Below are 26849 nucleotides of genomic sequence, written 5' to 3' on the forward strand. Positions count from 1 at the left end.
GACTGCGATCATGCTGCGCCAATTGAACCTTTGCATCATTGCCCGAGATATTCCGCCGGAGAACCACAGAAATCGGGGTTTCGTGCGAGCGCACGTAGCAAAGCCGGCCGCCAATCATTCAGCCCGAAGGAGTTTGCAAGGCTGCCGGCGCAACGTACAAGATACTCCGAAAACATTGCGCTCCCGATTTCATGGAACATCAGTATTGCAGCACGCTGCTCAGATAGGAACTTGTTGATCTGGCCTTTGTATCTGTCATTCAGTTTGAGGCGGTCGAGCTGGAACTGCAACTTGGCCGCCAGTGCGCCACCGATGAGTTCGGCTTCGATCCAATAGCTGACCTGAAGCGTTCCTCCCTCGAAAGCGACATTAGCTCGGAGGAATTCGACATCCGGTAGTTCCTGAAAGTATGCGTGGATCAGGCTTGAACCGCTTGCTTGCCCAAGCCCGGGAACGACCGTACGTTTCGCATTATTGCACGGGCTACAGCTGGGGATCAGATTACGGGGATAAATTGCCAGTTCGCCGAACACACTTCGAGGCAGGTAGTGATCTAGATCGCGTGGCTCTCCAAACCCGCAGTAGGGACACTGGTTCGTCGACGCGAGGATACGCTCCCGAAGCGAAACTAGCCGGCCGCCGACTTGGACTTGATCATAAGCGAAGTATAGGGGTGGGCGGGCGACATTAAGAGTCGCTGGTGTAAGATCGGCATGGGGTTGACCAGCCAAAACCTCGTAGAGCTGATAAACGACATGAATCGCGGTTCGCTCCGCCGCAGAAAGCGCATAGACCGCCGTCCCGTTGACGAGGGTCAACGCCCTGTCCAGGGCTTGGTCGAGATCACCAAGCTCTTGAGGCGGAAGTGTCCACATGTCAGGTCCGTTTATCGGCGAGCTTGGTCATAACGAAAGCCCTTGCCTGCAGGCTCAGACCTCGATCGAAGAGGCCCTCGATCTGGTCGAGAGTTAGGCCTGCTTCCACCAGGCGGGCAAGCACTTGGTGGAAGTCGGTGGCGTCGGCCGTCAGTCCAAAAACCTCGTTTGTAATTTCTCCGATGCTCTCCCCGTATGTTTCAATCTTCGGGCCCGATATGCGCGTCTCGCTTCCGGAACGGCGGATGATAGCCGTATGTCTCGAAAGCGTTTCCTGCGCCACTACGGGTGAATGGGTAGCTATCACAGCGAACGCATCGTTGTGCCGAAGAACTGTTCTAGTGGCGTGCATAAAAGCTGCGAGCAGTGGGGGGTGGAGATGTGTCTCTGGCTCATCAATGAGGACGATCGATTTTGGCTCAGTAAATGCCACAAGGGACGCAACGGCGTGCATAACGATCTTATGTCCTGTACTCCATACTTTGAACCATGGGACAGCATACGCGGTGATTGATCCCCCTGGGTTCGCTCCGAGATCAGCAAACGATGTGTCAGTCGCCAAAATCTCGCAAACCTGATTGAAAAGATCGACCCGACCGATCTCGCTTATGCGTGCTACAATCTTACCAAACTCGGCCGCGAGTGCTTCGCTTGTCTTGAGAATGACCAGCTCTTGCCGATCGAGATCGTGAGCTTGAATCGGCATGCCATTGACGTCTCCAACGCCCTCAGCACGGCGCACCTCTTGGGGGATGTCCCGAAGGCCACAGTAATGATAGCGGCCGATTCCCTGCTCTAATTCATCGGCGATTTGCTTTCGATCGCGATGGTCCACGCCTGGCAGCTGAAACACATCGAAGGCGCTGAAAGCAATGTTGATGATCCGCGTGAAGCCGATTCCAGGCGGATCGATTCTACCTAGCGCCTGCAAAGTTTCTGTTCCGCGCTCGCGCTGGGAGGCGTGCAACACCCGTGCAAGCCGTGACAACAATGTGCTCTTTCCGGAACCATTTCTTCCAATTAAAACAGTTACTCGATCGGGTAACGCGGCGGAAGATGCCGACCACTGTAAGAAACTGTCTGGCGCTTTGAAATTCAAGCTCAATGGATCTCGCCAACCGGTCACATGAAAGGAAATTTCGAGGCCAAGGCGAGCAACTCGATTGTAGTCGCGCTGGAGGAGGATTGCCGCATCTTGGCGAAAACTGTTCCATTGAACCTCTCGCAGCACCGAGGTCGTCCAGCCCTTTTCATTAGAAAATGTCTCAGCGTGTGCAGGAAAGGCAATAGCATCCTGAAGACCGCGCAATATTTCTGTTCGAAGTTCGTCGGGCAAGCTTGCGAGGCGCTCGTAGTAGTCGAGCTCTTGGCCAAGAGAAATGAAGTCGTCGCCAAGCGGCGTAAGCGGGCCGGGTTCGAGCTGTAGGCCGTCCCCGTCGGTCTGGCCACGCCGGAGGATTTTCACGGTACCAATACGTCCGGTGAATTCGGGCAAAGCCACATAGAGGTGGTACTGAGTCAAAAAATTAAAGTCGTTCCAGCGGTCCTGCTGGAGCGCAATGCCTTGAAAGCTCTGCGGATCATCACGGGACGGAGGGAAGACTAAGAATTCTGTCATTGGGTAAGATGCTCTCCAACAGGTGCTTACGCGAGTGGCTGCAAAAGCGCGAGAGTGCGATTCAGTGTTTCGATCTGTCGTCCTTGAAACTCACCAAGCAAGAATGGTAAGCGCAGATTGATCTTGTCATCCCGCCCAAAAAACAACGTGCGGTTCACATAGCGGTCGAAACGGCCGCCGGTCATGTCGGGAAACAGAACAAACTTTTCAACTGCGACGCCTCCTTCGAGGTGTTCGTAGGCCTTGGGCATGTCGTCCAGTAATCCATCGTGGATGATGTGATTGCGCAACGTCTCGACCACCGTCATGAATTCGCATGTTTCAAACAATGTGCCCGCCGCGTTGTTGAAACTGACCCGCTTGCGGTCCCCAAACTGCATACTTCCACTCGAGAGCTTCGGGTAACGAGCGAAATCCTGGCTCAGATGTTCTGCCTCGAAGGCCACCTTGACGGTATAGTCGAGCAAGCTATGGAGCCTTATGAAAATGAACCCAAGGAAGGCAAAAAGCTTCGTTGTCACTGGCGAAGTCGAATACCGAATCCCGTCTTCGTGTTTCATCGGCGGATAGAAAAAACTCTCCATATTGAAGGCGAAATAAAATTCGCCCAAGATCTGCTCGACTTCCTTTGTACATTCCTGGATGGATGCAACAAGGTGCTGGCAGTCATAAAGATAAAGGAAGCGATGGATCTCTGGAAAATCTTTCGTCTCACGCAGGAACGTTCGAACAGCTCACGCGTCAAATTCGCCTCAGAATTATGTCCCGCCATGCTCGCGAACTGAGGCACGGCATAGACAAGACGTGTGTAATCAACTCCCTTCATGATCGCCTCTTTCAAGGCCTCATGTAAGCGGACACACACATCCTCGATGTCGTAAAGATGGCTACCTCCGGAAAGCCTCCACACCCCCTGCGGATCGAACGAAAAATAAGGAATTCCGTCCTTGCGAGGCTGCTGCGATGGAATGCCATCAAGATTGAGGATGGCGGTATCGACGTCGATCAAATCAGTACCTTTCCACCTTATCGGGCCGTCGGTCGTAGAATTGTGAGGTTCAGTCGAACTGTGGTTTCCCATGGCCGCCTTCTAACCGATCGAAGGTTCAAATCCCGTCAAAGTGCCGGACCTAACGTCGGACATTGATAGTCGGCGAAACATGCCGGATATCTATCGAAGCGTATTGCTGCCGTCAAAGAACAGCGTGTTCAGGACGGCATCTGGGTCTCGAAACGTGATCCTTGGGGCCGAATTTGTCGAGAGCAAGATAGTTCCTCGGACGCCAGGCCCGCTCAGCATCAGGCTGGCGATCATTGCCGTGCCTCGCGTGCATGGTCGTACAACCGCGCGCAAGCCTCATCCATGGCAGACCTCGCGGTCGCGTCCGATGGCGGCGCGACTGGCCATTTCCCCTCTGGGTCTATCCAGGCCTTGATGAAGTCAGAGAGGATTTCTAGTGCCGCGCTATCATCGGCCAAGCCGAACCCCGCCATGGCGTCGTCGATTCGCGCAGCCACCGCGGGATACATCTCGGTATCCTGGGTTCGCGTGTCTTCGTAAATTGCCACCCAGACCAAGCCCAGTCCCGCGGCAATCGCCCGGCGCTCGAGCTCGATCTCGTCTTGCGAAGGCTTTTCACCTGGTTGACGCCCTAGGTCGGCGGCGAGTCCGCCGATCACATAGCACGTTGCAAAGCGGTCCGCTTCCCTCTCCTCGTCGCGGCTTTGTTGCGCCGTCCAGGCCCGATCATTGTGGCCAGAAGCGATATGACCGACTTCATGTGCAAGGATCCATTCGATCGCCCGAAAGAAGAATACGTCGCCAGCGACCAACCTGTCAGACTGGAGGTCGGGTTTCGGGAAGTAGGTGTTCCATCGGTGGCCCCGCGGCCTGGCCAGCGCCCTCGCCTCGTGGATGAAATGGAAACCGAGTTCCGCCTCCGACCCTTCCACGAAATCCAAGCGAGCCTGCCCGGAGCGACGGGCGTTGAACATCGCTGCACACAAGCGGCCGACACCCTGCGACATGGCCCAGAGGCTGGCAATTCCGTGCCAGTCCGCCGTTACCGAGGCCTCACTTGGCTTGCACTTGAAAAGCATCGATGAGTGCTCCTCGGTGAAGTCCAGCTTAGGAGGAAGATTAGCGCTCGACGCTGCGACAATTCTATCGAAGGTCGCTTGGATTCTTGCTTCATAGCCAATGAAGAGGTCTGAAAAATTCGGCAGCGTGTCGCCCGCAAATGTCCCATCTTCCATGACTTACTGCTCCTGGGTTATTTCTGGGGCGCTGTGCTCCGCACATAAAAATTGGTCGATCCACCATCGTCCAGCAAGATTTCGGACGGCTCCTCGGCGGAAAGCCATAATTGTAGCACGCTACGGTCATCTCGCTCTGGAGCAGTTGACTGGCCGCCGCCAAGGAAGGCTTCCTGCTCGCTTTCGGTTAATTCCGCCCAGAAGCCATCGGTGGCAAGAAGAAGCGTGCCACTGGCCTTCTTTTCCACGAGAACGTCTGGGGCCATGAACTCCCTGGAACGAAAACTCTGGGTGAGAAGGTGCCTCGTGGTGGATCTTGCAATGGCATCGAGAGGCGTGTCCGCTAGGGGGTTTGCAAGGGTATGTGGCTTGACTTGCCAGTGTACTTGGCCGTCTTGCCTGCCAAGAAGGCAATCTCCGGAGTGGAGGACCGTCAAGGAGCCTTTGTCCGTTACGTGAAAGAGGATAATGCTGGCGGAACCCCTCGGAAACGATTTGCGAAGGGCTTGATGAATCTCCCGGAGCTTGGCTTGCATGAGCTCGTGGCGCCATGCATCGTCGGTTCCGGCAAACCAGTCGACGACAGCTTCGACAATTGCCCGTGCATATCCCCCGTTGTTCGAGCCGGTCGTGGCGCCATCAGCCACAATAGCAAGAAATTCGCCATGTCTTCCCGCGATCCCCCCATGGTCGCGATTGTCGTCGGTGCGCGTTCCTTTTTGGCTCAACCACCGGGCGTCGATTTTCATTGTGCGGGGTCATCCGCACAATGGCTTATCGAGACAAACCTCTCCCGGACGATTTCTACACGACCGGCGGGCCCGCGGATATTGCCATCGAGGAAATCGTCGAAGTCACCTTGGTCAAGGAGTGCACGAAACTGTCCGGCGATGAAATTTCGAACGTCGTTGTCGGCCGCCGTGACCTCGGCAAGGAGCTCCTCCCTGCCGTCGACAATAAGGAGGATGTCTTCAGCGTCACGGCTCATGATTAAGTCGCCATTTCCCCTTCCGGCATAGGCTTCGAGCTTCGTCGCAAGAAACATTGGCGGCGTCAGGATCCGGATCGTAAGGTCTTCCGAGAGCTGGTAGTGCTGTGCCGTCTCGATTCCACTCGCATACCATCGATTTCCGAATCCGAGGATAGCCGGATCATCCGGCATGAAGTCGACCGTGAGCTTGCCGAGACGCATACGGCAGATCACCGCCTCGTCAGCGGCCTCCATGAAGCCCCGGTGTCGAAGCTCTTCCTGGAGCTGTGCCCAAGCGGGAAGGCCCGCCAAGGCAACGATCAGGTCGATGTCGTCTGTGGCACGCACATCCTCGAGCGTGACCGGATCAGTGATGAATAGCGCGGTCGTGCATCCCCCAACGAAGACCAGGCGCGAGCGGAGGTCTTCGCCAAGGGCCGAGGCAACGGCTTTCATCATTTCCAGCAGTTGAGCGCGGATCGCTGTCATTTGCGCATGATCCTTGACTTGAGGTGGTCGGTGGCGAGACCAACTTCCCGCTGGTTCCCGAGCCGGATCGCATCGACCAACGCGAGGTACTCATAGAGTGCGTCGTCCTTCAAAACCGCGTCCGGCACGGTCTTGAAGAGCGGCTCCACCGCCTGCCCCATCTCCCTTCCGCTGGCATAGGGCCAAACGTAGTTGTACGTCCCGCCGCTGATCAGGAGTTCCGTGAGCATAGGTGCTGCGAAGACAGTCGGTATGCCGCGCTGCATTGGCCCAACTTGGGCGGGGAAGACGAACTTTAGCCCGGTGGTAATGAAGCCGAACAGGTTCCTTCGGCTTGGCCTAGGCTCGTTCTTGCTATTGTCTTTTCGCGCGATGCCTGATGCGACACTGCGCTTGATCGACTGCGCTATTTCGGTCTTGCTGATCCCGAGTAGCGCCTCTAGGTTCCGAACAGAATATGGGTCTCCCCCCACGGATTCCGATCGCAACTGATCAATGCCCTTGGTGAGTTCCTGGTCTTGCAAGCTTACCAGCTTTAGCAGGACGACGATATCTTGGCTCTTCATAAACAATGTCCTCTGTCCTAGGACAGAGGACATTTAGCCCGAAGCAATGCGTACTGTCAATCTGTGGACACCGCGCCAAGGATTGATCGTCTGAAGCAAAGAGCTCGATGTGACTCACACCAATGCATCGCCAAGGTGAAAGCTGGTGATGATCGAGGCGGCAATAATTTTTCCGAATCCATTAAGACCAGATTTCGAGCCGAAGCAATGCGCCTGGTCATCTCTCGCTGGCACGGCCTCAAATACAATCTACAATCGCGGCAAAGCGGAATGCCATTCAGCTGGAGATAACGCGTACATTTCGCGAGAAATTTACCGGAAACCATGAACAGTTTTCGGCTTTCGCTAGGGTGATTGCCACCGCTGTTATGGCATGATGGAACAAAGGTTGGATGACGCCGCCACATGTCGAACCAAGAAAATCATACAATATCGACACTTCAACCTAATTGACTGTTTTATCGAGATTTCACTCTGCCAAATTACTGTTCAACGGTTCGCATCCCTTCAAGACCCCAGGCCAGAAAGCAGTTCCCGCAGCGTTTTCGCTGTAATACCAACCCTCATTGATCAGAACCTATGAGCCCATTGCCGCTGACCGATGGACATGATCTTCCAAGGTCGGTCCTGCGGTGTTCGCCAAGCGTGGCAGCAGTGGTCGACGATATCCTCGTAGGATTTGAAGACGCGGTTCGAGAGCCAGTTTTCACGCATGAACTGCCAGATGTTTTCGACGGGATTGAGTTCGGGTGATTTCGGCGGCAGGGGTAGGATGGTGATGTTTTCGGGGACGGCCAAGTTGTTGGACATGTGCCATCCTGCCTGGTCCATGATCAGAATGGCGTGCCCTTCGTCGGCGACGTTTCGAGAGATTTCGATCAGATGTTGGTTCATGGCATGGGTATCGCACCAAGGCATGACGAGAGCGGCGGCCTTGCCGTGTTTAGGTCAGATCGCGCCGAAGATATAGGCCGAGTGGGTTCGCTGGTCGTGCGGTGCGGATGGCCTTGATCCACGCTTGGCCCAGCGGCGGGTGATCTTGTTCTTTTGCCCAATACGCGCTTCGTCCTGAAACCAGATCTCGATCACCTTGCCCTTGGCGGGACCGACGGCGACCTCTGCCACTGCGGCGGGGAAGTTATGGAATGGCTCGCCCCTCCCTCCCGGGTCGTGCATTCTGCATGAAGGGATTTAACAAGGAGCAGAGCAATGCGGATAGCCGTGTTAGGTATTGATCTAGGAAAGAACAGCTGCAGCGTTGTCGGACTGGACGAGCGCGGCCAAGTCGTGCTTCGGCGGCGGTTGCCCCGTGAGGGTGTTGTCAAACTCGGCTCAACCCTACCGTCCTGCATAATGGCAATGGAAGCATGCTGCGGTGCCCATCATGTTGGTCGGCAGTTGCGGTCTCAGGGGCATGACGTTCGGCTTATTCCACCCGAATATGTTCGTCCGTACGTGAAGTTATGCTCACCTCGCCATAACTTCACGAACGATTTAACGTAAGCGGGTGGAATAAGCCGGACTTCATGCCCGAGCTTTCCGATCTCACGTCCCCAGTAGTGAGCTCCGCCACACGCTTCCATGGTGACGAGGCAAGGGGGCTGACGTGCGAAGAATTCCAAAACACTGTCGCGGCGCAGTTTCTTTCGCAGGACAGGCGTGCCGGAAGCATCGGCTCCGTGAACCTGAAATACGTTCTTTGCCAAATCCAATCCAATTGTGCCTATGTTCATGCTAAAGCTCCTTCGGTTGTGGATGAGATAGCTTATCACTTTTGGCTCAGGATGCCGTCGAGGGGCGTCCACCCCATCAGAACAATGAGCGCAAGGCCCGGTTCATCGCCGCGGCGTTTTCGGGCGATACATCCATCCCCCGGCTCGAGGATATGGGCGAGGGCCAGGCCAGTCAGTTCGCAATGGCGAAGGCCATCGCGAGCGGCGATCAGCGTCTGATGCAGAAGGCGGGGCTGGAGGCCGACATTGCCCGGCTGGAGCGTTTGCGCGCAGCCCATATCGACGACCAGCACGCTGTGCGCCGCCAGATCCGTGATGCCGAGCGTGACATCGAGTATTCGACCAGGCGTGGCGCTGAAATCGGTCAGGACATCCAGCGGTTGGCTCCGACCACGGGCGACGTGTTCGCCATGACCGTCACGGACAAAACATACAGGGAACGCAAGGAGGCTGGCAGGGCGTTGATGAAGGAGATTCTGACCTTGGTGCAGCTCCAGCAGGAGGGCGACACCGTTATCGCCTCGATCGGCGGCTTCGATCTCGAATTTGATGGTCAGCGCTTCGGCAGGGACGGCTATCGCTACACTACCATGCTGATTCGCACCGGTGCCGATCATGAGGTCGAGCTGGCGATTACCGTCACTCCACTCGGAGCCGTCTCGCGCCTGGAAAATGCACTCGGCGACTTCGAAGGGGAACAGGAGCGCTATCGCCAACGCCTTGCCGATGCGCGCCGTCGGCTGACTTCCTATCGGTCGCGTGGCGAGGCAGGCGAGTTCGCCTTCGCCAGCGAACTGGCCGACAAGCGGCGGCAGCTCGATGAAATCAAGAAGGCCCCCGCAGAGGATATCGAAGCCACGAATGTTACACTCAAGAAGGCCGTGTGACCTCCGCTTCGGCACCAGACGTCGCTTGAAAGGACGTCGCAGAGATCGGCATTCTGCGACTCCCTAAACATCAAACGAACAATCGAAACAAAAGTCGGGATTTGCGACGGCTCTTGATCGCGCCCGGTCGGATCGACTAACGTTCTGGTATCGACCGAGGGGCAACTAGGGTCCGGACGGCAGCGCCGTTGCTGGACCGAGCGTTGCAGAAACCGTGAGAGTTCCACGGCTGCACCCGAGGGGCAAACTCCCAGAGGCGGAGACGTCGAGATCAACCAGCCCCGGAGGCGCGAAAGGGGGTCTCGATGGCATTTGCCTCGCTGCTACTTGTTGTTCTTGCATCCCTCATACATGCAAGTTGGAATCTGCTCTCCAAACAGGCCGCGTCAGTCGGCCCGATACTCGTCTTCGCCTACAATCTCATTGCTTGCATCGCCTAGCCACCTGATCCAAGGTGGGATTTCACTATGACATTAGCTCAAATCCTGCTTGTTCTTCCGGCGGCGGTGCTCGTGGCGACCTCGCCGGGTGCTAACAACCTTCTCGCCTTTGCTAACGGCAGTCGGCAAGGTTTCCTGCCTTCGACCATCGCGCTCTTTGGGCGATGCATCGCGTTCGGTATCATGATCGCAATGGTCATTGTGGGCCTCGGCGCACTGTTGGAGGCATCCGAACTTGCCTTCCAGATCGTCAAATGGGTGGGCGTCGTTTACCTCGCCTATCTCGGCATTACGATGATAGTCGCCCGCGACCACGGGTCCGTAGGCGGCACTCGCGGCGCGCAGGGAGCCTACGCTCTGGCGCGGCGCGAGTTCCTAGTTGCCATGACCAATCCCAAGGCTGTTCTGCTGTTCACAGCGTTCGTGCCTCAGTTCATCACACGAGGCGGCGAAAGCTCCTTCACGGTGCAACTTATCCTGCTGGGCGCTTCGCGACGTCCGAATTGCAAATTCTGGCGCACAATTCCTGATTTCTTAGCCTGCTTTTCGACTTTGCACGGCGCTGGAACATGAACTTCAGCCAAGCTGATCGCCGTATTCGCGGCCATGGAGGGCGGCGGCTTCGGGACGGCATGGACATTCATTCTCAGGCGAACGATGGGGCTCGCCGGTGCCAACGAGGTCCAGCGAATTTCTGGAGCGATCCCCACGATACAGAGGCTCGGCTACGCTCTCGGCACGGCCTATGTAGGGATCGTGGCGAATGCCTCGGGTCTGCTGTCTATTGAGACGGCCGCAGACGCTGCGAAGGTTGCCCGATGGATCTTCGCGTCATGTGTGCCCTTCGCGGCAATCGGGCTGATCGCCATGAGGTTCCCGCGCCAGAAGACGCTTGGCGGCCGCCTCTCTGATATGCCATCGGGCGGATTGCTCTTAAAAGTGACACTGCCAAAGTCGATTTAGACGCATCGGAGCAAGGATGCCTACCTTCAGTCTGGTCAAGACCATGACCGGTCGGAGTCGTCATGTCCTGTTTGACCACTATGTCACAGAAAGAATTGCATCGTCGCAGAAAAAATAAATTGTATGTCAGAGGCGTTGCCAGACGACCTTGTGGTTTCGTCACCGAAAGCCTTAGCCGCGCTGCGAATATTTTGGCACAAGGCGTTCCACTTCGAGCGGCACTGTCAGAGCAACTTCAAGTCCTGAGGGCAGATAATCCATCGTGACATCTGCTTCCAGCTGAAACGACAGCTTCCGCTTCAAAGCCAGCTCGGCCGCCGCAGCACAGAAGAAAAGGTGACAAAGCCAATCGCTTGACCAAAACCCTGATCAGAAAACCATACTTAGAGGCGGCTCACTTCTCGGTGGAAAAACCGGCTCAGTCCCGCGTGAAACCAACAGGTGAACAAAAAAAGTCGATTGAAGCGCACGTGCATGATCATCCCTGCAATTATTAAAGAGGCGCGCAATTTGATGCAACGAATGCAACTTTTGCGCCTTTGGCGAATTTTGACACAACGATACGGTTGCATTTTGATGAGGCGTTCTGTTAGATTTATGTACATCAATGAACGCCGCGCAGTGCTGCGCTGGATGTTTTGAGGATGCATCGGGAGTGACTGTCTGGATTTATGATAATAACGGATAATTTCGAGTTGAGTTATTATGTTACTAGCGGTCTCGATAGACTGTTCTTCAATAATATTTATGACGACGTCGAGATTGTCATCGCATCGTTGACTTCCCAGTTGGACGATATCCGGTTTGGAGCATAGTCAATCTTTCGTCTTCGAGGCAGCCACTTGGAGACGCGCCGGAATGAGGCCAGTTCTCCGGCACGGCGGTTGAGCAGCTCGTGCAGGTCACAAAGCTCTGGGTAGACGAGCCCGCACGGTTCGTCGCGCCGCCCACCTCGATCGTTCGAGCCTTCAGGCCACGCTGATGGTCGCGGCCGAAGCGCTCACGCTGACCGAGGCCGGCTACGTTCTCAACCGGTCGACCACCGTGCTCAACAAAGCCGTCGACACGGGCGTGATCCGCGCGCGCCAGCGCCGGGTCGGCAGCGCCGTCCAGCGCCTGCTAGGACCCGCGGAGATGCGCTTCCTCCTGGTTGCCGACCGGCTCGAAAAGGATCTGACGCCCGCCGGTCGCCGTCGCCTCTACGAGGCAATTCGTCAGCTTTCCGCCGACGTCCATCGCGTCTCGCTTGGAGAGCTCGTGCTCGATCTGGGCAAGGTCGACGCCGACCTCCAAGGCCGGCTCCGACGCCTCGAGGAACACCGCCTGTGGGTAAAGGCCGACGACGGGGGCGACCCGCTCATTAGTGGCACTACCATTCCCGTTCACATGGTGGCGGCCCTGGCGCGCACGCAGCCCGTCGAAGAGATCGTGGCGGACTTTCCATCGCTGATCCCGAAGCAGGTGGCGTCCGCGATCGAATACGCGAAGGCCTATCCCAGGCGCGGCCGGCCCTATCCCGCCCGGAGCCTGAAGCGTGCGCTCGCTGAATTGGCCGACCTCGGCGCATTCGACGAAGACGCGCCGGCGGCCGAGATAGCGCCGCGCAGGATTCCGTGACCGCCTATCTGATCGACGAGAATGTCCTCCGCGAATTCGGCGCGCGGGGCAATGCGAATGTCCGCAAGTGGCTCGCCACCGTCGACGATGCAGACCTCAGGCTGAGTGTCGCGACCCTGTTCGAAAAGCGCTGCGGCGCGGAAATGCTGAAGCGCCGCGACCCGGACAGGGCGGCGGTCTTGTTCAAGGCTATCACGGTGCTCGAAAAGACCTTCACCGATCGGATCCTTCCCGTCGACGCAGCGGTCGTGGAGGAATGGACGCGAATGCTCGGCGCCAAGAACAAGGATCGCTGGGACATGGTCCTCGCCGCAACCGCCCGGATTTACGGTCTCGTTCAGCGTCGCGTCTTCGTTGATCGACTTGTCAACGTCGTCTCGACAACGGCTATCTTGCCAAAAAGCCCAATGTGGCAGGCGCCTTATTCTGGCGCCAGGCAGGCGTTTGTGGTGAGGGACCGCGTCCCGTAGCCGGCGCGTTCATTGTCTTATCTGGAGACGCTCTCGCCATGGCTTTCATCAAGTGCTGGCCAGAGAAGGGGAGGCGCATGCAATCGGATCACCGTGGTCTGGCGCGCCACCTGGGAACGTCTCGCCATCCTGTTTTGTAACAAACCGCAACAAAACAACACACATGCCGGGACGCCCCCGTGGGAAGGAGTGATGGGGTCCCGAACACCGCCAACCGCTGATGTCAGCACCGGCTGGTCAACTCATTTGGAGCAAACATGCTGTGCGTCAAGGAATTTCGGCCGCTTCTCAAGCCATTCGCGATAAGTGCAGGTTTAGCCGTTCTGGCAGTGACGACGGGTGCTCGTGCCGCTGATGTTGCCAGTACCGACCAGTTTCCCGAGCCCGACTTTGACGAAAGGCGATTTGGCCCGGAGCCGACCAAAAGCAAGTGGTCTGTCATTGTTGGCGGTGGAGCGATGTATGAGCCAGAATATGAGGGCAGCGGCGACTTCAAGATCAGTCCGATACCGATGATTGTGATCAACTACGGCGGCTGGGTGGAAGTCGATCCTCGCGGCCTGTCCGTCACAGTCCTTGAGCACAGTGGTTTCTCGTTTGCGGGCCGACTTGGCTATGAAACGGGCCGTGGCGAAGATGATCACGATATGCTGCGTGGCCTCGGCGATGTCAACTTTGCGGCGACCGTCGGCGCAAGGGTGGGATATAACTGGGGTCCGCTTGAATTCTATGCGGCAATCGACAAGACGGTCAGCAGAAGCGAAAGCCTGATCGGAACCTTCGGGATCGACTACAGCGCTCCGGTGACGGAGAGGCTTATCCTTGGCGCCGGCGTCTCGGCAACCGTGGCGGACGACAATCACATGGAATCCTACTTCGGCATCAATGCTGCCCAGTCCGCAGCCTCAGGGCTACCTCAATACGAAGCCAAAGCCGGGCTGAAGCGTGTCGATTTTTCCGCCACGGCCACTTACATGGTCACCGATAACTGGCTGGTTCGAGGTGGAGCAGGGCTTGGCATTCTGACGGCGGATGCTGCCGATAGTCCGATCGTCGAAGAAAAGATTCAGCCATCGGTGATGTTTGGGGTGGGTTACAAGTTTTAGGGTCCAGACTCATAACCAGTAGCTGACGGTTGCGGCGATGCAGATTGCTGCCAGGAAGTTGGTAGCGAGCCGGTCGCAGCGTATGACGATGCGACGGAAGTCCTTGAGCCTGCAGAACATGCGTTCGATGGTGTTGCGGTCCTGATAGAGATACGGGGAGAAGCAGTTCTTCCACTTCCTGTTCGCTTTCGGTGGGATATTGGCGAAAGCGCCGCGCTGTTTGACCTGGCGACGGGATGGCGTCGCTATCGTAGCCCTTGTCGGCGTTCAGGAGGGACGTGGGCGGCATCCGATCGATCAGCAGTTCGCCCGCCGTGCAATCGGCGACATGGCCGCCCGTCAACAGGAAGGCGACGGGCCTGCACATCCCATCTGTCAGGGCGTGGATCTTGGTGGTGCGCCCGCCGCGATCTGCCGATGGCCTGGTTGAGTTCCCCTTTTTTCCACCCGCCGCACTGCGATGGGCACAAACCGCTGAGCAATCGATGAGCAGTTGCGTCGGTGCCCCGCCAGCATTAGCCAAGGCATCGAATATGCCGCTCCAGATCCCTTTGGCGGCGCAGCGCTGGAAACGATTGTAGAGAGTCTTCCTTGGGCCGTAGACTGGTGCATCGACCCAGCGTCCACCGCTCTTGATGACATGAATGATGCCGCTGATCACCCGACGGTCATCCACACGTGGCTTGCCGCGGGTGTCGGTTGGAAGATGCGGCTTCAGCTTCGCAAACTGAGCGTCCGTCAGCCAGAAGTGGTCCTGATTCATCCTTCTCCCTCCTCTCGGAGACGGTGAATCACATCAAGCCGCTCGAACGAACCCCTTTATGGGTCCGGACCCTAGTTCGGATCATCAATTTTCAACCGAAAAGCACCCTCGTGCGGGAGTTGGTGCCCAAGCACGCCGAGCCGAGGCCGAATTCGGAAATCGGCCTCGGCTTATCTTTGGGCGCCAACAAGGTGCCCGACGCAGATCGAAACCAGCCTTAATATATCGACACAGAACATAATCTGCCGCGGCAGCGACCCCGCCTATCAGGACGGTATCCGGACGGCCTTTCCGTTCGCACGCTCCTGGAGATTGACTATGGCCGATACCGCCACCCTTCACCGCAGCCTCGGCGTGACGCAGTTGCGCCGGAAGACCAGAATTCGCCTCACAATGCTGCTCATGTTGCCGTTGTTGGTCTTAACGACAGGCCTTGTGCAACCGGGGTCCTGGCCACGGGAACTGATGGAGGGAGTTGGCGTATTCCTGATTTTCATGGCTATCCTTGGCCGGGCATGGTGCACGCTCTATATCGGCGGCCGCAAAATCCGGGAGTTGGTCACAACCGGCCCGTACTCCTTGGTGCGCAACCCACTCTACTTCTTTTCGTTGGTCGCGTTGACGGGTCTTGGTGCTCAGACAGGCAGCCTGATCATCACGTCGCTTTTCCTGGTTTCTGCCTACGTGATCTTCACCGCGGTGGTCAGACAGGAAGAATCCGCTTTGCGGCAGATTCACGGCTCGCAATTTGACTCATACTGCAGTTCGGTCCCGCGCTTCGTACCCAATTTTCGGCTTTGGGAGGAACCAACGGAGCTCAGGATCAATCCAGTTCGATGGAGGCAGACGGTCCTCGACGCGTTGTTCTTCCTGCCGCTTGTGCCACTGATCAGGGGTATCGATTGGCTGCAATCCGCTGTTGCCGGACTTCCACTACTGCAGCTTCCTTGAGGTCGTGCAACGAGTTCATGTCACAAGCTGGTCCGCACACCAGGCATCGTGCCCGCCCGCCGAAGCGGTTTAGAGTGCCGCGGGCTGTGCGGGCCGGGATCACGAGCGACAGTCGTTTGTCAAATAAGGTGTTCTACCGACCGCGAATGGCCTTGGGCTTCTAGTGCTGCGCGTCACGGCTCGGAAGAACGATCGAGACTTTCAAGCCTTGGGGAACGTTGTCATCAAAGGCAATGCTGCCACCGTGGTCGCGAACAATCTCATCGACAATCGAAAGGCCAAGACCAAAGCCGGTCTGATCGATCCCGCGCGTTCGCGCCGCATCCATCTTGAAGAATGGCTCCAGCACCTGATGGCGGAACTGCTGGGGAATTCCTGGTCCGTTGTCGATGATTTCGATCCTCAGGGATGAGCCGTCCTCCCGCAGGACCATTTTCACCTGCGTAGCGAATTTCAGTCCGTTTTCGCAAAGATTGGTAATTGCGCGGGCGAGAGCGCTCGGCTTGCAGGGCCAGATCAACCTTGTCGGCCCCTCATAGGCGATGGCGCCTCCCATATCGGAAAAGTCGGAGCAGATCGTCTGCAAGACGCTAGCGATATCGGTGCGTTCCCATTTCTCGGTTTTGCGATCGTCCCGAAGAAAATCCAGCGTTGCGTTGATGAGTGTGTTGACCTGCGCGATATCCGAAAGGATCTGATCGCGAACTCTCTCGTCCTTGATGCGCTCGGCCCGCATGCGCGCACGGGTGAGCGGGGTCCTGAGATCGTGGCTGACGCTACGAAGCATCCTCGTCCGGCTTTCCATCATCTGCCGGATGCGTGAGCGCATTTCATTCAGGGCTCGCGTCAGCTCGACGATCTCGATGCTTCCGGTCTCTTCGAGAGGTTGCGGCTGGGCGAGGAACGCCTCTGTATCTTGCAATTTGCCGGCGATCGATTTCAGGGGCGCGGTAATGGCACGAACCGCGAAAACAGAGAAAAGGCCGACCAGCGTCGCAAATGAAAGGAAGTAGTAAAATACCGGGCCGGTCAGATCCGTGGTCAGCATCGTATCCGGAACTGACCGGTAAATCAGCGCTTCATCGTCGTCGATCGGCATGGCGAACGCCTGGCGCGTTTCATACATGATCATGCTCGCCCCGGGTGGCAGATCCGTGTCGGGTGGGAAGAGATAGGTCATAAGCCGGCCGATTCGGGACTGGAAATCTTCCGGCCTAGGAAGCGCATCGATCTCCTGGCGGCTGACGATGTCAACCTCCATGCCTGCCTCGGCCGCTCGCGCTATGATGCGTTGCCGATCGTCGGAACTCGCACCCTGAAGCAGCAGCGACAAGGTGAGCGCGCGTTGGCCGATCATGTCGACATCGGCTGTCGTCACGTATTCGAAGGTGTCGATCCTGTCGAGAAGCCGGGCCGTCGTAACAACGAATGCGATCGCAAACACGACGATGAGTATGATCTGGCCGCGAATTGTCCGCGGGCCAGATAGCGGAATGCCCATCAGGCTTCCTCTACGGCGGCTGTGAAGAGATAGCCGCCAAGCCTCACCGTCCTCAAAAGAACCGGCTCCTTAGGATCGATCTCGATCTTTTGCCGCAACCTGCTGAGATGGACATCGACGCTGCGTTCGGTCGGTCCGGCAAGGCCCGAATGCGTCAACGCCAGAAGCTCTTCGCGTGTAATGATCCGCCCGGGATTGCGGCAAAAGGCGAGCAGGAGATCGAACTCCGTGGTCGTGAGCGTTACACGGGCATTGCTCGGGTCATGAACCTGACGGCGCAACGGATCGATCTGCCACCCCTCGAAGCGAAGCGGGCATTGCCTGTTGTTACTCACAAGACCATATGACGCGCGCCGGAGAATGCTGCGGATGCGCGCCACCACCTCGCGAGGACTGAACGGCTTGGTGATGTAGTCGTCGGCCCCGACCTCAAGCCCGACAATCCGGTCGACTTCTTCACCGAGCGCCGTCAGGAGAATGATCGGAATGGTTTTTTCCGAGCGGATTCGGCGGCAAAGGCTGATGCCGTCCTCGCCCGGTAGCATCACGTCGAGAATAATCAGGTCGAATTCCTGCTTTCTCATCAGCGCGTACATCGCGTAACCATCTTCGGCCACGCTGGCCGTCATGCCGTTGTCGTTGATGGTTTCCGCGAGAAGCCGGCCGATTTCCGGGTCATCCTCCACAATCAGTATCCGCGAGCCTTTTGCGCCGTTCGCCTGCATGTCATCTGTCCCGTTGCGTCAATCCGCGCAACATGAGGGTAGGGGGCCTGCGCGTTTGTTTCACTTTGTTAAGTTTTGTTGCGATTTGCAAATTAGGAACGGATATCGATCATAGTGAAAGCCGGGCAGCCCCGGGGCGAGCTGCCCGGCTCCTTTCAAAGCACCATCGGTCAGCCGACGGTGCTTTTTCCGGCGGCCCCGGATTCACTTGCATGGATCTCGCCCGACTGGAGGAAGGGCCTGAAGATCTGTGTCAGGCGGTCGCCGGAATTCGAAACGATGAGATGAAGGGCGGGGATGACGACCAACGACAGCACCGTCGAGACCAGAAGGCCTCCGATCACGGAGATCGCCATCGGAGCCCGGAACTCGCCGCCGTCCCCGATGCCCAAGGCCGATGGTACCATTCCGGCGCTCATGGCGAGCGTCGTCATGACGATCGGCCGGACACGCTCGGAACAGGCCTCGACGATGGCGTCGAAGCGTGAAAGACCATGGGCCTCGCGCTCGACCGCGAAATCCACCAGCATGATCGAGTTCTTGCTGACGATGCCCATCAGCATCAGGATGCCGATGACGACGGGAAGCGAGATTGCGCTTGCCGTCAGCAGGAGCGCGGCGGCGACGCCCCCGATGGAAAGCGGCAGGGCCGCAAGAATGGTCCAAGGTGTCAGCACGCTGCCGAAAAGCAGGATCAGGACGACGAGGACAAGCGTGATTCCCGAAGCCATCGCGACAGCGAAGCTCTCGAACACGCTTCCCTGCGTATCGGAATCGCCGGTTTCCAGAATCCGCACGCCATCCGGCAGATTTCGAACGCTTTCCAGTTGGCGGAGACGATCCAGACCCTGCCCGGAGGTCATTCCTTCGGCCATGTCGGCGCCGATCTCGATACGCCTTTCGCGGTCGAGGCGCTCGATGGCGGAAACCGTCTGGTCGAAGCTGAAGTCGACGAGGCTGGAAAGCGGCACATGCTGGCCGTTCGCCGTGGGCACGCCGAGCAGTTCGAGCGTCGGCATGTCGTCACGGGCCTCGCGGCTCAACTGCAAACGGATCGGAATCTGCCGTGATCCGTCGATGAAGGTCGGCAGGCGGCTGTTCAGATCGCCGATTGTCGAGACCCGGATGGTCTGGCCGATCGCCGCGGGCGAGACGCCGAGAACGGCCGCCTTGTCCGCCTGAACATCCATGCGCAGCTCGGGACGCATGGCGGCGGTATCCGAGCTCGGATTGACGTAAGCGCCGTCGAGCGCCATTTCCGCCAGAATCGTATCGGCCGCCTCCTGTGCGGCCTCGCCATCGGTGCTGAGGACTGCGAACGACATGTCGCGACCGCCCCGGGCATTCAGGAACTGGAGGCGAACATCCGGAATGGTCGACAGGATTTTCTCGATGTCCGCCTGGATGGCAAACGACGATCTGGCGCGTTCCGATTTATGGACGAGGTTGGTCGAAACGGCGGCGTGGCGAACGTCCCGCTGGCCGGTCGGGCTTGTCCCGCCCCGGACAAACACGCCTACGACCTCGTCGATCGTACCGATGCGGCGGACGATCTCGTCGGAAACCAGCCGCGTTTCCTCCAGCGTCGACCCGGAGGGCAGCTCGACGGACATCGTCAGCCGGCCTGTGTCCTCCTCCGGCAGGAAAGCGGTCGGAAGGGACGTCAGCGATATCATCGACAGAACAAAAAAGCCGACGGCGAGGACGACCGTCATCCAGCGGCGGCGCAAGGTGAACCGCAGGAAACGCTCGTAGGTTCGTCCGGGCAGGCCTTTTTGCTGTTCCTTCGGCGGCTCGGTCGTCATGAAGTACGCGGCCATGACCGGCGTGATCATTCGCGCCACCAGAAGCGAGAAGAACACGGCGATGGCAACTGTCAGGCCGAATTCTCTGAAGTAAAGGCCGACGACGCCGCTCATCATGCCGACCGGCGCGAATACGGCGATGATGGTCCCGGAGATTGCGATCACGGCAAGCCCGATTTCGTCGGATGCATCCAGCGCGGCGCGCCAGGCGCACTTGCCCATGTTGCGATGACGCACGACGTTCTCGATCTCGACAATCGCGTCATCGACCAGAATGCCGGTGACCAGCGTAATCGCCAGCAGGCTGATGATGTTGAGCGAGAAGCCCAGCATGTCGATGACGAAAAAGGTCGGGATAATCGAAAGCGGCAGGGCGACGGCCGCGACGAGCGTTGCGCGCCAGTCGCGCAGGAAGAGGAACACCACCACCACCGCCAGTGCGGCGCCCTCGAGTAGCGTGTTCATTGCCGCGCGGTAGTTGCCTGCCGTGTAAGAGACGCTTTCGGCGACGAGGCTGAAATCCACATCGGGATACCGGGCGCCAAGATCGCTGACGGCGACGGCGACGGCTGCCGCGACGCTGATATCGCTCGCTCCTTGCGAGCGGAAAATGGAAAGGCCGGCCATGTCTGCGCCATCGAGGGCAGCGAAGACCCGCGGCTCCGCGATCGTGTCGTCAATCGTGCCGAGCTCGCCGAGCCTGATGTGATTGCCGTCCGGCAGGGCGATCCGCAGGTCTGCAAGGTCGGAGATGCTTTTTGCAGCGGCGTTGGTGGTCACCGACTGCTCGCGGCCGTTGATCTCGCTGCGCCCGCCCGAGAGGTCGAGCTGTGTCGTCATGAGGCTTTCGTTCACGGCGCTCGCGGTCAACGAAAACGCATGAAGCCGGTCGGAATCCAGCTCGACGTGGATTTCCCGGTCGACTCCGCCAACGCGGTCGATGCGGCCGACTCCGCCAAGCCCCTGCAGTTCGCGGACCAGCACGTCGTCGATGAACCAGGAAATTTCCACCGCCGTCATGTTCCGGCTCGAGACGGCATAGGTTGCGACGGCCTGGGCCTCCTCCTCTATCCGTTCGATGACGGGCTCGTCGATATCAGCAGGGAGGTCGGAGCGGATCTTGGCGATGGCATCGCGCACGTCCGCCATGGCGCGGTCCGTGGATACGACGCCTAGCTCGAATTCCACAGTGGTGGTCGATCGTCCCTCGCTAAGGGTCGACGTCATCTTCTTGATGCCGGTCAATGAAGCGATCGAATTCTCGACAGGCCTCGTAAGTTCCGTCTCCAGCTCCGTCGGGGTCACGCCCGGCCGCTCGATCGTGACGCTGACCTGCGGCTCGTTGATTGTCGGGAAATAGGTGACGGGGAGCCGGCTGTAGCTGTAGAGACCGATGATAGTCAGGATCGCGAACAACAGGATCGAGGGCAGGGGATTGCGGATCGCCCAGGCCGAGATGTTGGTATTCATCGCAGCGTCGCCCCCGTGATTTCGGCAACTGAAGATCGGAACGTCGATAGTTCCGGCCCGGAAAACCCCAGATAACCGGCGACGACGGGCTCGATGCGTTCCTCGGCCTTCAGGAAGCCTCCTGCCTTCAGCACCACCAGTTCGCCTTCGGTCAATCCATCGAGAACCTCACGGAGATTTCCCTGCTGGAGGCCCACCGTCACGGTGCGCAGGCTCACGATATCGTCGTCCACCACATAGACGCTGTGGACGCCGCGGCGGCTTTCCACCGCGGTCCCCGGCAGCAGGATGTTCCTGCGCTGCAACGCGTTGATGGTGCCTCGGCCGAAAGCCCCGGCGACCAGGCCTTCGCCATCGGCAAGGTCAATTCGCACCGTTCCCATCCGTGTCTCCGGATCGAGTTGTGCGGCACTTAGTCTGACACGGCCGGCCAGCGGCTGGGCTCTCCCGGCGACGTGGATCTCGGCCGGCATGCCTTCCCTGAGACGGACGAAGCCGGTTTCGCTTACGCGGGCCTCCATCTCGATGTCGCCGTCCTCGGCGATGACGAACATCGGATCGCCCGACGACGACGTCATCGCGCCGACCCGAGCATTGCGGGCAAGCACGAGGCCGGATGCGGGAGCGCGCACCGTGCTGCGTTCAAGCGTGAGCTGGATTTCGATGCGTTCGCGCTCGATCAGCCCACGATCGGCTTCGGCCAGCGCCAGTGACTGACGGGCGAGCTCGAGTTGCGACAAGGCGCGTGCGTGGGAGTTCTCGTGTTCGTCGAGGACCTGTTGCGAAACGACGCCCCTCGCTTGCAACGACCGGCTCCGCTCCAGAAGCATGCCCGCCTCGCGCTCGGTAATCAGCGCCGCTTCGACACGGCTGCGTTCCTGCGCGATCGCCGCTTCGGCGCGACGCCCCTGCACGACATTCCGTTCAAGTAGCATGCCGGCATCCGTATCGTCGAGGATGGCAAGCGGATGCCCCTTTTCCACGAATTCGCCGGCCTCCACCAGAATCTGTCGGATCTCTTTTTCCCGCACCAACGGATTGACGCGGATTTCCTCACGCGCAACCAGAGTGCCGACAACCGCTATCCTGTCGGTAACGGCGCCTTGCCGGGCCGCGACGACCGTGACAGGCCTTGGTTCCTGCGCAGCGGCTTCGACGGCGAGAACTGGTGCGATCAACGCGCTCAGGAAGAAAGCGAGAACCATCCTTGCGCACCAGACCTTCGGCAGTTTGGTTGCAACGCGATGTTTCATGTTCGAGTCCTTCTGTTGCGTCGCCGACGATGACTTCATCGAGTGCTGCAACGGGACTCTAGAGATCGGCGTAAGGCGCGTTGTGTGATCACATTGCGAAATGTTACGAAGCCCCACTTTCGGTGTGCAAGACAGAGCGTTCCTGCCGTCTTACATACAGCTCCACAGTCAATGCGCTCGGGTGCGTGCGCCAAGGTGCCGGACGCCAAGACGATTTTGTCGGTGCGGCAGGTGGCCGTAGGGACAGACCGCGCGCGGACGCGACGGTTCATGCCTGCTTCAAATCCTTCAGGGGAACCGCGGCCTCGATCGGGGTCCAGCTGACATCCGGATAGCGGTCATTGGCCAGATCGCGCTTGGTCACCGTGAGCATCGTGTAGAGATACTGCTGGCGTTGCCATCCCGAACAGAGTTCATTTTCTCCGGCGGGATCAGGCGCGATCCGTTTTATTCTTGGCCTGGAGGTCTTCGAGCGACCCCATCCGTCCGAGGCCGAAGGGAGATCCGAGTACTTTTCCAGTGAACGCAACCAGATCGGCAGGACTGACCTGGAAGCTGGCGATCCGCAACACGGCCCGTGTCGTCGGATCAACCGCAGCGGCAGCGGTGAACGCAGCCGTGTCGTTCATTGTTGTGAAGTCGATGAGGTGATCAGGGTCACCCCAATGCCCGACCGTCCCGTCCTTATAGTTCAGGATCGGTATGTTGTAAGAGAGGACCTCTGCAAAAGCACCGATGCGGATCGATGTCGCGCTTATCGCAGCGGCGTCCACAATCTCGTGAAATTCGCGGCGAAGGTCGATATTGCGGTTTTCGTCTTCCGGCAAATCGGCAAAATCGGTGCAGAAATCGGATGGGATAAAGCGCGGAACGCCGGCCCGAATAGCGGCGTTCAACAACGTCGTCTGCGTTCCGATGATGACATCGCGAAGCCCTGCGAGCGCGGAGACAACACAGTCCGCGCCACTACAGGCGTCGGCAATGGCTCCTACGCTTGCCATGTCGGCCTAATCGGCCCGAAGCTGATGAGGTGGAACGGCCCTTCTCAAGCGGCATCAAGTGCCTAACGTGGTCGTGTTGAAACGCCACAAAGAAGAAGGACCGCTCCATGAAGAAGATTACCATAGTCGGGCTCGATCTGGCCAAATCCGTTTCAGGTTCATGGCATAGCCGGAGAAGGAGACGTGATCGTATGTCGCGCACTGCGTCGATCGCAGGTGCTGGACTTCTTTCGCACACTGCAGCCTTGCCTCGTAGGGATGGAAGCCTGTGGCAGCGCACATTATTGGGCTCGGGAAATTCAGGCCCTGGGGCATACGGTTCGGATGATGCCACCCGCATACGTGAAGGCCTACGTCAAGCGCAACAAAACTGACGCCGCAGACGCCGAAGCTATTTGCGAGGCAGTCACCCGACCGACCATGCGCTACGTGCCGGCAAAAACACAGGACGAGCAGGCTGCCGGAATGATGCTCAAAACACGAGATTTGCTCATCCGTCAGCGCACTCAAGCAATCAATGCCCTGAGAGCTCATCTTGCCGAACTGGGCATTGTCAGGGCGACCGGTCTGGTCGGAATCATCAGCCTTGCCGCCATAGTGCGTGACGACAGTGACCTGAGATTGCCGGGTGCAGCACGAATGGCTTTGGAAGAGCTCGTCGAGCAAATCGAGACCGTGACGGCACGCATTGAAAGGCTCGATCGAATAATCCTTGAAGCGGTGAGAAAGGACGACAGCGCTCGACGCCTGACAGCGATTCCCGGCGTGGGGCCGATCATTGCCGCGACCGTTCGAGCAGTTGTACCGGATCCCGCTGGCTTCCGAACCGGTCGAGATTTCGCTGCCTGGATTGGGTTGACTCCACGCGCGCATTCCAGCGGAGGAAAAGAACGGATAGGTTCGATCTCAAAGCGCGGAAACCAGCAACTGCGAACGCTGCTTGTCGCTGGAGCGACGTCGATCCTCAAGCTCGCTCGCCGTGGCCTCCAGCCGTCACCATGGATTGCGGCCATGATGCTGCGTCGCCCATTCAAGGTCGTCGCTGTCGCACTCGCCAACAAGATCGCCCGCATCATCTGGGCTCTTCTCGTTCGAGGCGATAGCTATCGGGGAGCGAAGATGATCGTCCAGGAGTAGACAACGAACTTTCCGGCCGACCAGTCGGAGAGGCAGGCAAGGTGCCAATTGTGATAACCCAACGGGACGACATCCCGAAGCAAATCAGACCGCAAAATCGCAAGCGCTTTACAGCGCGAGAAGCTGATTAGGCGATTTGCTCCGCGGATCTCATCGTGGCCATGGCTGAAAGGCCAGAAAACAGGCCGGACATATGACCGCACCGTCCTTACTGGGGAATACATGAGGAAATATCTTGCCAAGCGGGCCGTTCCACATATGCGATTTTGGCCAAGTTGTGGAACATTGGCCGAACGGATTGACTGCCATGTGCATCGGATGAGGTGATCGGTATACTTTTTCAATTGGCACCCCGGCTACGCGAGGTGGCGCTGTTTTTCGAGGACGCGTTCGACGGAGACGATCCTGCCGCCAGCTTGGCCGCCAACCGGAACCCGGACGCCGACCGCACCCTCCTTGCGGCCGTGGACGCCTTCGAGATCGATATCGTGCGGGCAGGTGCGGACGCCTGGGAAGAGCGCCTTATGGGAAGCCTGACGCTCGATCCGTTCGTCGACCTGACCTATCCGCTCTATCGGGGCTACGGTGCCTTCACACAATGGCAGAGTGCAAAGGCGCTCTTTTCGTCTCGATTCGACGCACATGCCGTACGCGGCTTGATGGCACGATTTCAGGAGAAGTTCGGGCCGCTCGAACATCCCGATTGTTGGGAGGGCCTTGTCGCATGATCAGTGGAACCGATCTCGGTACAATGCTCGGCATCTTTGGCCTGAGCTATTCCTCGCCGCTTTTCGAGACGTCGTACCTTCGTGTGCACGACCAGGGGCTATTCCGGGCGCATAGCCGCCGGGCAATTCTTGGAGGCGACGACGCATGGTATGACGAGAGTGTGGGTGCCTGGATATTCGACTGGCATGGAGCAGCCAAGCGCTTTCTTACATCCTATGAACCCGAAGCGTCGGCCGAAGACGGAAATCTTGTAAAATGGTGGATCCAGCACGGCTACAATGGCATCTACACACCCGATCTCACGCCCTATTTCTGGCAGCGCGCCCTGCACTGGGCGAAGCATCATGACGCCTGGAAGGCAGGCATCGATCCGACGATAGCGGAACGGGCTCGTGAACTTTTATGGCAGGTCACTCATGAGCGACGCTCCGAAGAACACTTGAATGCCATCGAAATAGTCCGCGATCATGTGGACGAGGAGCCGACCGATGACGCCATCAAGAGCAAGACGCGGATAGATTTCTATGACGACTACTCGGATCCGTTCCTGCTGTTCACGAACATGCGTGGCCAGTTCGTTCTGATGGATGCGGTGCGCAAGCATCAGGGCGATGCGGCGCTGATGGAATTGTTGAACCGAATCCCGCATGCGTGGCACGCCGAAGAAGCCGGGATTTACGCCGACCACGACTTCAATCTATTACTGGAACGTGCCCGAATCGAGGACCTCGCTCGTGATCACGCTTGGAGTAACTGAGCTCGCCATTGCAGAACGTGTGGACTTCAGCGCGCAGATCGAGGCATGGGCTGCGCGCTATGCCCAACCAGGCTTCGGGCTCGATCCAGACACTCCGTATCTCCGCCTTCAGCTTCGCACGATCGCGATGCGCTGTCGAAAGAATGGCATCCGGGAGCACGCTAATATCGAGACACTCCTGGACTTATTCTTTCGGCAAGACCTCTCACTCCGACCGATAGAACGACTTCTTTCCATCGTGGCTGACCCATCGCCGACGGAAGAGGCAAAGATGGCTGAAATCTCCAAACAGTTCATGGGTGCTCGGCCAACGCGAGCGGATGGTTTCGCCGTTTGGAAAATGCCGTGACCGAGAAGGAGACCGAGCTTTGAGCAGCCGTCCCGTTTCGCTTAAGGGACACCGCCATCTCTGCCCAATGGTGGATCCGGGTCCGACGCCGCATGTGGGTGGACCCATAGTAGAGACGCTGCAGTCGTTCCTTTGCGTTGAAGGCGTACCGGTCGCCACGGTGGGCGACGAGTGCTTATGCACGGGCGTGCCCATGCGCAACTCGATCGCTTCGGGTTCCGCTGTGGCCACAATCGACGGCCGCAAGATCGCTCGTCTTGGTGATTCCTGCTCCCATGGCGGCAAGCTCGCGCAGGGCGTGCCTTGGTTGACCTTTGACTGATACTTTTGGTCAGGCTCATTTTTGGCAGTTAATAGGGTTCTTCCTCATTTTGTGCCGCGCGATGACAACATTCGCGCCAGGTTCCGGTCTTTGTTC

General features: G+C 58.3%; 24 protein-coding genes and 5 pseudogenes. 13 read left to right on the forward strand and 16 right to left on the reverse strand.

What is annotated here, in order from left to right; genetic code table 11:
* Window positions 1–35: 35 nt before the first annotated feature.
* The 9 genes and pseudogenes from ABFT80_RS26715 to ABFT80_RS26755 form a co-directional block, all read right to left on the reverse strand.
* A complete protein-coding gene (locus ABFT80_RS26715) occupies window positions 36–875 on the reverse strand; it encodes an HNH endonuclease (protein WP_347974991.1) in 840 nt (279 codons plus the stop codon).
* A 1-nt stretch (window position 876) separates the two neighbouring features.
* Entirely contained in the window at window positions 877–2493 is a 1617-nt protein-coding gene (locus ABFT80_RS26720; protein WP_347974992.1) for an AAA family ATPase, read from the reverse strand.
* A 26-nt stretch (window positions 2494–2519) separates the two neighbouring features.
* On the reverse strand, window positions 2520–3104 hold the full coding sequence (locus ABFT80_RS26725) for a hypothetical protein (RefSeq protein WP_347974993.1): 585 nt from the start codon (window positions 3102–3104) through the stop codon (window positions 2520–2522).
* Window positions 3050–3502, reverse strand: a complete 453-nt coding sequence (locus ABFT80_RS26730) for a hypothetical protein (RefSeq protein ID WP_347974994.1) — start codon at window positions 3500–3502, stop codon at window positions 3050–3052. Before ABFT80_RS26730 ends, ABFT80_RS26725 begins: the two co-directional genes overlap by 55 nt.
* 302 nt (window positions 3503–3804) lie before the next feature.
* A complete protein-coding gene (locus tag ABFT80_RS26735; protein WP_347974995.1) occupies window positions 3805–4749 on the reverse strand; it encodes a phage exclusion protein Lit family protein in 945 nt (314 codons plus the stop codon).
* Between the two features lie 17 nt (window positions 4750–4766).
* Window positions 4767–5498 carry a PP2C family protein-serine/threonine phosphatase gene (locus tag ABFT80_RS26740; protein ID WP_347974996.1) on the reverse strand — a complete coding sequence of 244 codons (732 nt, stop codon included), beginning with the start codon at window positions 5496–5498 and terminating at the stop codon, window positions 4767–4769.
* The gene (locus ABFT80_RS26745) at window positions 5495–6208 is read right to left on the reverse strand and encodes a hypothetical protein (RefSeq protein ID WP_347974997.1); all 714 of its coding nucleotides are present in this window, start codon (window positions 6206–6208) and stop codon (window positions 5495–5497) included. Before ABFT80_RS26745 ends, ABFT80_RS26740 begins: the two co-directional genes overlap by 4 nt.
* Window positions 6205–6774 carry a hypothetical protein gene (locus ABFT80_RS26750; protein ID WP_347974998.1) on the reverse strand — a complete coding sequence of 190 codons (570 nt, stop codon included), beginning with the start codon at window positions 6772–6774 and terminating at the stop codon, window positions 6205–6207. The genes ABFT80_RS26745 and ABFT80_RS26750 overlap by 4 nt, the downstream gene beginning before the upstream one ends.
* 570 nt (window positions 6775–7344) lie before the next feature.
* Window positions 7345–7869, reverse strand: a pseudogene (locus ABFT80_RS26755) (IS630 family transposase); the annotation flags it as partial.
* Between the two features lie 114 nt (window positions 7870–7983).
* Between ABFT80_RS26755 and ABFT80_RS26760 the strand changes: the two are divergent.
* Window positions 7984–8235 (forward strand): annotated as a pseudogene (locus ABFT80_RS26760) (IS110 family transposase); the annotation flags it as partial.
* 20 nt (window positions 8236–8255) lie between these two features.
* Here ABFT80_RS26760 and ABFT80_RS26765 read toward each other — a convergent pair.
* A pseudogene (locus ABFT80_RS26765) lies at window positions 8256–8507 on the reverse strand (IS110 family transposase); the annotation flags it as partial.
* 77 nt (window positions 8508–8584) lie between these two features.
* Here ABFT80_RS26765 and ABFT80_RS26770 point away from each other — a divergent pair.
* The 6 genes and pseudogenes from ABFT80_RS26770 to ABFT80_RS26795 all read left to right on the forward strand — a co-directional run.
* Window positions 8585–9394: pseudogene (locus ABFT80_RS26770) on the forward strand (lactate dehydrogenase); the annotation flags it as partial.
* 467 nt (window positions 9395–9861) lie between these two features.
* The gene (locus tag ABFT80_RS26775; protein WP_347974999.1) at window positions 9862–10407 is read left to right on the forward strand and encodes a LysE family translocator; all 546 of its coding nucleotides are present in this window, start codon (window positions 9862–9864) and stop codon (window positions 10405–10407) included.
* Between the two features lie 84 nt (window positions 10408–10491).
* Window positions 10492–10797, forward strand: coding sequence for a hypothetical protein (locus tag ABFT80_RS26780; RefSeq protein WP_347975000.1), 306 nt, complete (start codon window positions 10492–10494; stop codon window positions 10795–10797).
* A 981-nt stretch (window positions 10798–11778) separates the two neighbouring features.
* On the forward strand, window positions 11779–12414 hold the full coding sequence (locus ABFT80_RS26785; RefSeq protein ID WP_347975001.1) for a DUF433 domain-containing protein: 636 nt from the start codon (window positions 11779–11781) through the stop codon (window positions 12412–12414).
* On the forward strand, window positions 12411–12884 hold the full coding sequence (locus ABFT80_RS26790) for a PIN domain-containing protein (RefSeq protein WP_347975002.1): 474 nt from the start codon (window positions 12411–12413) through the stop codon (window positions 12882–12884). Before ABFT80_RS26785 ends, ABFT80_RS26790 begins: the two co-directional genes overlap by 4 nt.
* Before the next feature lie 257 nt (window positions 12885–13141).
* Window positions 13142–13990, forward strand: coding sequence for a MipA/OmpV family protein (locus ABFT80_RS26795; protein WP_347975003.1), 849 nt, complete (start codon window positions 13142–13144; stop codon window positions 13988–13990).
* Between the two features lie 9 nt (window positions 13991–13999).
* Here ABFT80_RS26795 and ABFT80_RS26800 read toward each other — a convergent pair.
* A protein-coding gene (locus tag ABFT80_RS26800; protein WP_347975004.1) for an IS5 family transposase occupies window positions 14000–14753 on the reverse strand; the annotation gives its coding sequence in 2 pieces (ribosomal slippage) (window positions 14000–14224 and window positions 14226–14753; 753 coding nt in all).
* 318 nt (window positions 14754–15071) lie between these two features.
* Here ABFT80_RS26800 and ABFT80_RS26805 point away from each other — a divergent pair.
* A complete protein-coding gene (locus ABFT80_RS26805) occupies window positions 15072–15704 on the forward strand; it encodes a methyltransferase family protein (RefSeq protein ID WP_347975005.1) in 633 nt (210 codons plus the stop codon).
* A gap of 160 nt (window positions 15705–15864) precedes the next feature.
* Here ABFT80_RS26805 and ABFT80_RS26810 read toward each other — a convergent pair whose 3' ends face one another.
* The 5 genes from ABFT80_RS26810 to ABFT80_RS26830 all read right to left on the reverse strand — a co-directional run bounded on the left by ABFT80_RS26810 (window position 15865) and on the right by ABFT80_RS26830 (window position 23459).
* On the reverse strand, window positions 15865–17205 hold the full coding sequence (locus tag ABFT80_RS26810; protein WP_347975006.1) for an ATP-binding protein: 1341 nt from the start codon (window positions 17203–17205) through the stop codon (window positions 15865–15867).
* A complete protein-coding gene (locus tag ABFT80_RS26815; RefSeq protein WP_347975007.1) occupies window positions 17205–17930 on the reverse strand; it encodes a response regulator transcription factor in 726 nt (241 codons plus the stop codon). The genes ABFT80_RS26810 and ABFT80_RS26815 overlap by 1 nt, the downstream gene beginning before the upstream one ends.
* 170 nt (window positions 17931–18100) lie before the next feature.
* On the reverse strand, window positions 18101–21205 hold the full coding sequence (locus ABFT80_RS26820) for an efflux RND transporter permease subunit (RefSeq protein ID WP_347975008.1): 3105 nt from the start codon (window positions 21203–21205) through the stop codon (window positions 18101–18103).
* Window positions 21202–22497 (reverse strand): efflux RND transporter periplasmic adaptor subunit, encoded by a 1296-nt coding sequence (locus tag ABFT80_RS26825; protein WP_347975009.1) that lies wholly within the window; start codon window positions 22495–22497, stop codon window positions 21202–21204. Before ABFT80_RS26825 ends, ABFT80_RS26820 begins: the two co-directional genes overlap by 4 nt.
* A 392-nt stretch (window positions 22498–22889) precedes the next feature.
* Entirely contained in the window at window positions 22890–23459 is a 570-nt protein-coding gene (locus ABFT80_RS26830) for an NmrA family NAD(P)-binding protein (protein ID WP_347975010.1), read from the reverse strand.
* Window positions 23460–23566: 107 nt separating this feature from the next.
* Here ABFT80_RS26830 and ABFT80_RS26835 point away from each other — a divergent pair.
* The 5 genes and pseudogenes from ABFT80_RS26835 to ABFT80_RS26855 all read left to right on the forward strand — a co-directional run bounded on the left by ABFT80_RS26835 (window position 23567) and on the right by ABFT80_RS26855 (window position 26753).
* Window positions 23567–24596 (forward strand): annotated as a pseudogene (locus ABFT80_RS26835) (IS110 family transposase).
* Between the two features lie 323 nt (window positions 24597–24919).
* Window positions 24920–25324 carry a hypothetical protein gene (locus tag ABFT80_RS26840; RefSeq protein ID WP_347975011.1) on the forward strand — a complete coding sequence of 135 codons (405 nt, stop codon included), beginning with the start codon at window positions 24920–24922 and terminating at the stop codon, window positions 25322–25324.
* A complete protein-coding gene (locus ABFT80_RS26845) occupies window positions 25321–26082 on the forward strand; it encodes a hypothetical protein (RefSeq protein WP_347975012.1) in 762 nt (253 codons plus the stop codon). Before ABFT80_RS26840 ends, ABFT80_RS26845 begins: the two co-directional genes overlap by 4 nt.
* Window positions 26060–26431 (forward strand): hypothetical protein, encoded by a 372-nt coding sequence (locus ABFT80_RS26850; protein ID WP_347975013.1) that lies wholly within the window; start codon window positions 26060–26062, stop codon window positions 26429–26431. The genes ABFT80_RS26845 and ABFT80_RS26850 overlap by 23 nt, the downstream gene beginning before the upstream one ends.
* Window positions 26432–26498: 67 nt before the next feature.
* Window positions 26499–26753 (forward strand): PAAR domain-containing protein, encoded by a 255-nt coding sequence (locus ABFT80_RS26855; RefSeq protein WP_347975061.1) that lies wholly within the window; start codon window positions 26499–26501, stop codon window positions 26751–26753.
* The last annotated feature ends 96 nt before the right edge of the window (window positions 26754–26849 follow it).

It is taken from the genome of Foliimonas ilicis (assembly GCF_039939195.1).
GTDB lineage: Bacteria > Pseudomonadota > Alphaproteobacteria > Rhizobiales > Rhizobiaceae > Foliimonas > Foliimonas ilicis.

Excerpts from the sequence above, each read along its gene's own strand:
- ABFT80_RS26715 (WP_347974991.1), bottom strand. The coding sequence starts at position 875 with ATGTGGACACTTCCGCCTCAAGAGCTTGGTGATCTCGACCAAGCCCTG.
- ABFT80_RS26720 (WP_347974992.1), bottom strand. The coding sequence starts at position 2,493 with ATGACAGAATTCTTAGTCTTCCCTCCGTCCCGTGATGATCCGCAGAGC.
- ABFT80_RS26735 (WP_347974995.1), bottom strand. The coding sequence starts at position 4,749 with ATGGAAGATGGGACATTTGCGGGCGACACGCTGCCGAATTTTTCAGAC.
- ABFT80_RS26740 (WP_347974996.1), bottom strand. The coding sequence starts at position 5,498 with ATGAAAATCGACGCCCGGTGGTTGAGCCAAAAAGGAACGCGCACCGAC.
- ABFT80_RS26745 (WP_347974997.1), bottom strand. The coding sequence starts at position 6,208 with ATGACAGCGATCCGCGCTCAACTGCTGGAAATGATGAAAGCCGTTGCC.
- ABFT80_RS26750 (WP_347974998.1), bottom strand. The coding sequence starts at position 6,774 with ATGAAGAGCCAAGATATCGTCGTCCTGCTAAAGCTGGTAAGCTTGCAA.
- ABFT80_RS26775 (WP_347974999.1), top strand. The coding sequence starts at position 9,862 with ATGACATTAGCTCAAATCCTGCTTGTTCTTCCGGCGGCGGTGCTCGTG.
- ABFT80_RS26780 (WP_347975000.1), top strand. The coding sequence starts at position 10,492 with ATGGGGCTCGCCGGTGCCAACGAGGTCCAGCGAATTTCTGGAGCGATC.
- ABFT80_RS26785 (WP_347975001.1), top strand. The coding sequence starts at position 11,779 with ATGGTCGCGGCCGAAGCGCTCACGCTGACCGAGGCCGGCTACGTTCTC.
- ABFT80_RS26795 (WP_347975003.1), top strand. The coding sequence starts at position 13,142 with ATGCTGTGCGTCAAGGAATTTCGGCCGCTTCTCAAGCCATTCGCGATA.
- ABFT80_RS26805 (WP_347975005.1), top strand. The coding sequence starts at position 15,072 with ATGGCCGATACCGCCACCCTTCACCGCAGCCTCGGCGTGACGCAGTTG.
- ABFT80_RS26810 (WP_347975006.1), bottom strand. The coding sequence starts at position 17,205 with ATGGGCATTCCGCTATCTGGCCCGCGGACAATTCGCGGCCAGATCATA.
- ABFT80_RS26815 (WP_347975007.1), bottom strand. The coding sequence starts at position 17,930 with ATGCAGGCGAACGGCGCAAAAGGCTCGCGGATACTGATTGTGGAGGAT.
- ABFT80_RS26820 (WP_347975008.1), bottom strand. The coding sequence starts at position 21,205 with ATGAATACCAACATCTCGGCCTGGGCGATCCGCAATCCCCTGCCCTCG.
- ABFT80_RS26825 (WP_347975009.1), bottom strand. The coding sequence starts at position 22,497 with ATGAAGTCATCGTCGGCGACGCAACAGAAGGACTCGAACATGAAACAT.
- ABFT80_RS26830 (WP_347975010.1), bottom strand. The coding sequence starts at position 23,459 with ATGGCAAGCGTAGGAGCCATTGCCGACGCCTGTAGTGGCGCGGACTGT.
- ABFT80_RS26845 (WP_347975012.1), top strand. The coding sequence starts at position 25,321 with ATGATCAGTGGAACCGATCTCGGTACAATGCTCGGCATCTTTGGCCTG.
- ABFT80_RS26855 (WP_347975061.1), top strand. The coding sequence starts at position 26,499 with ATGGTGGATCCGGGTCCGACGCCGCATGTGGGTGGACCCATAGTAGAG.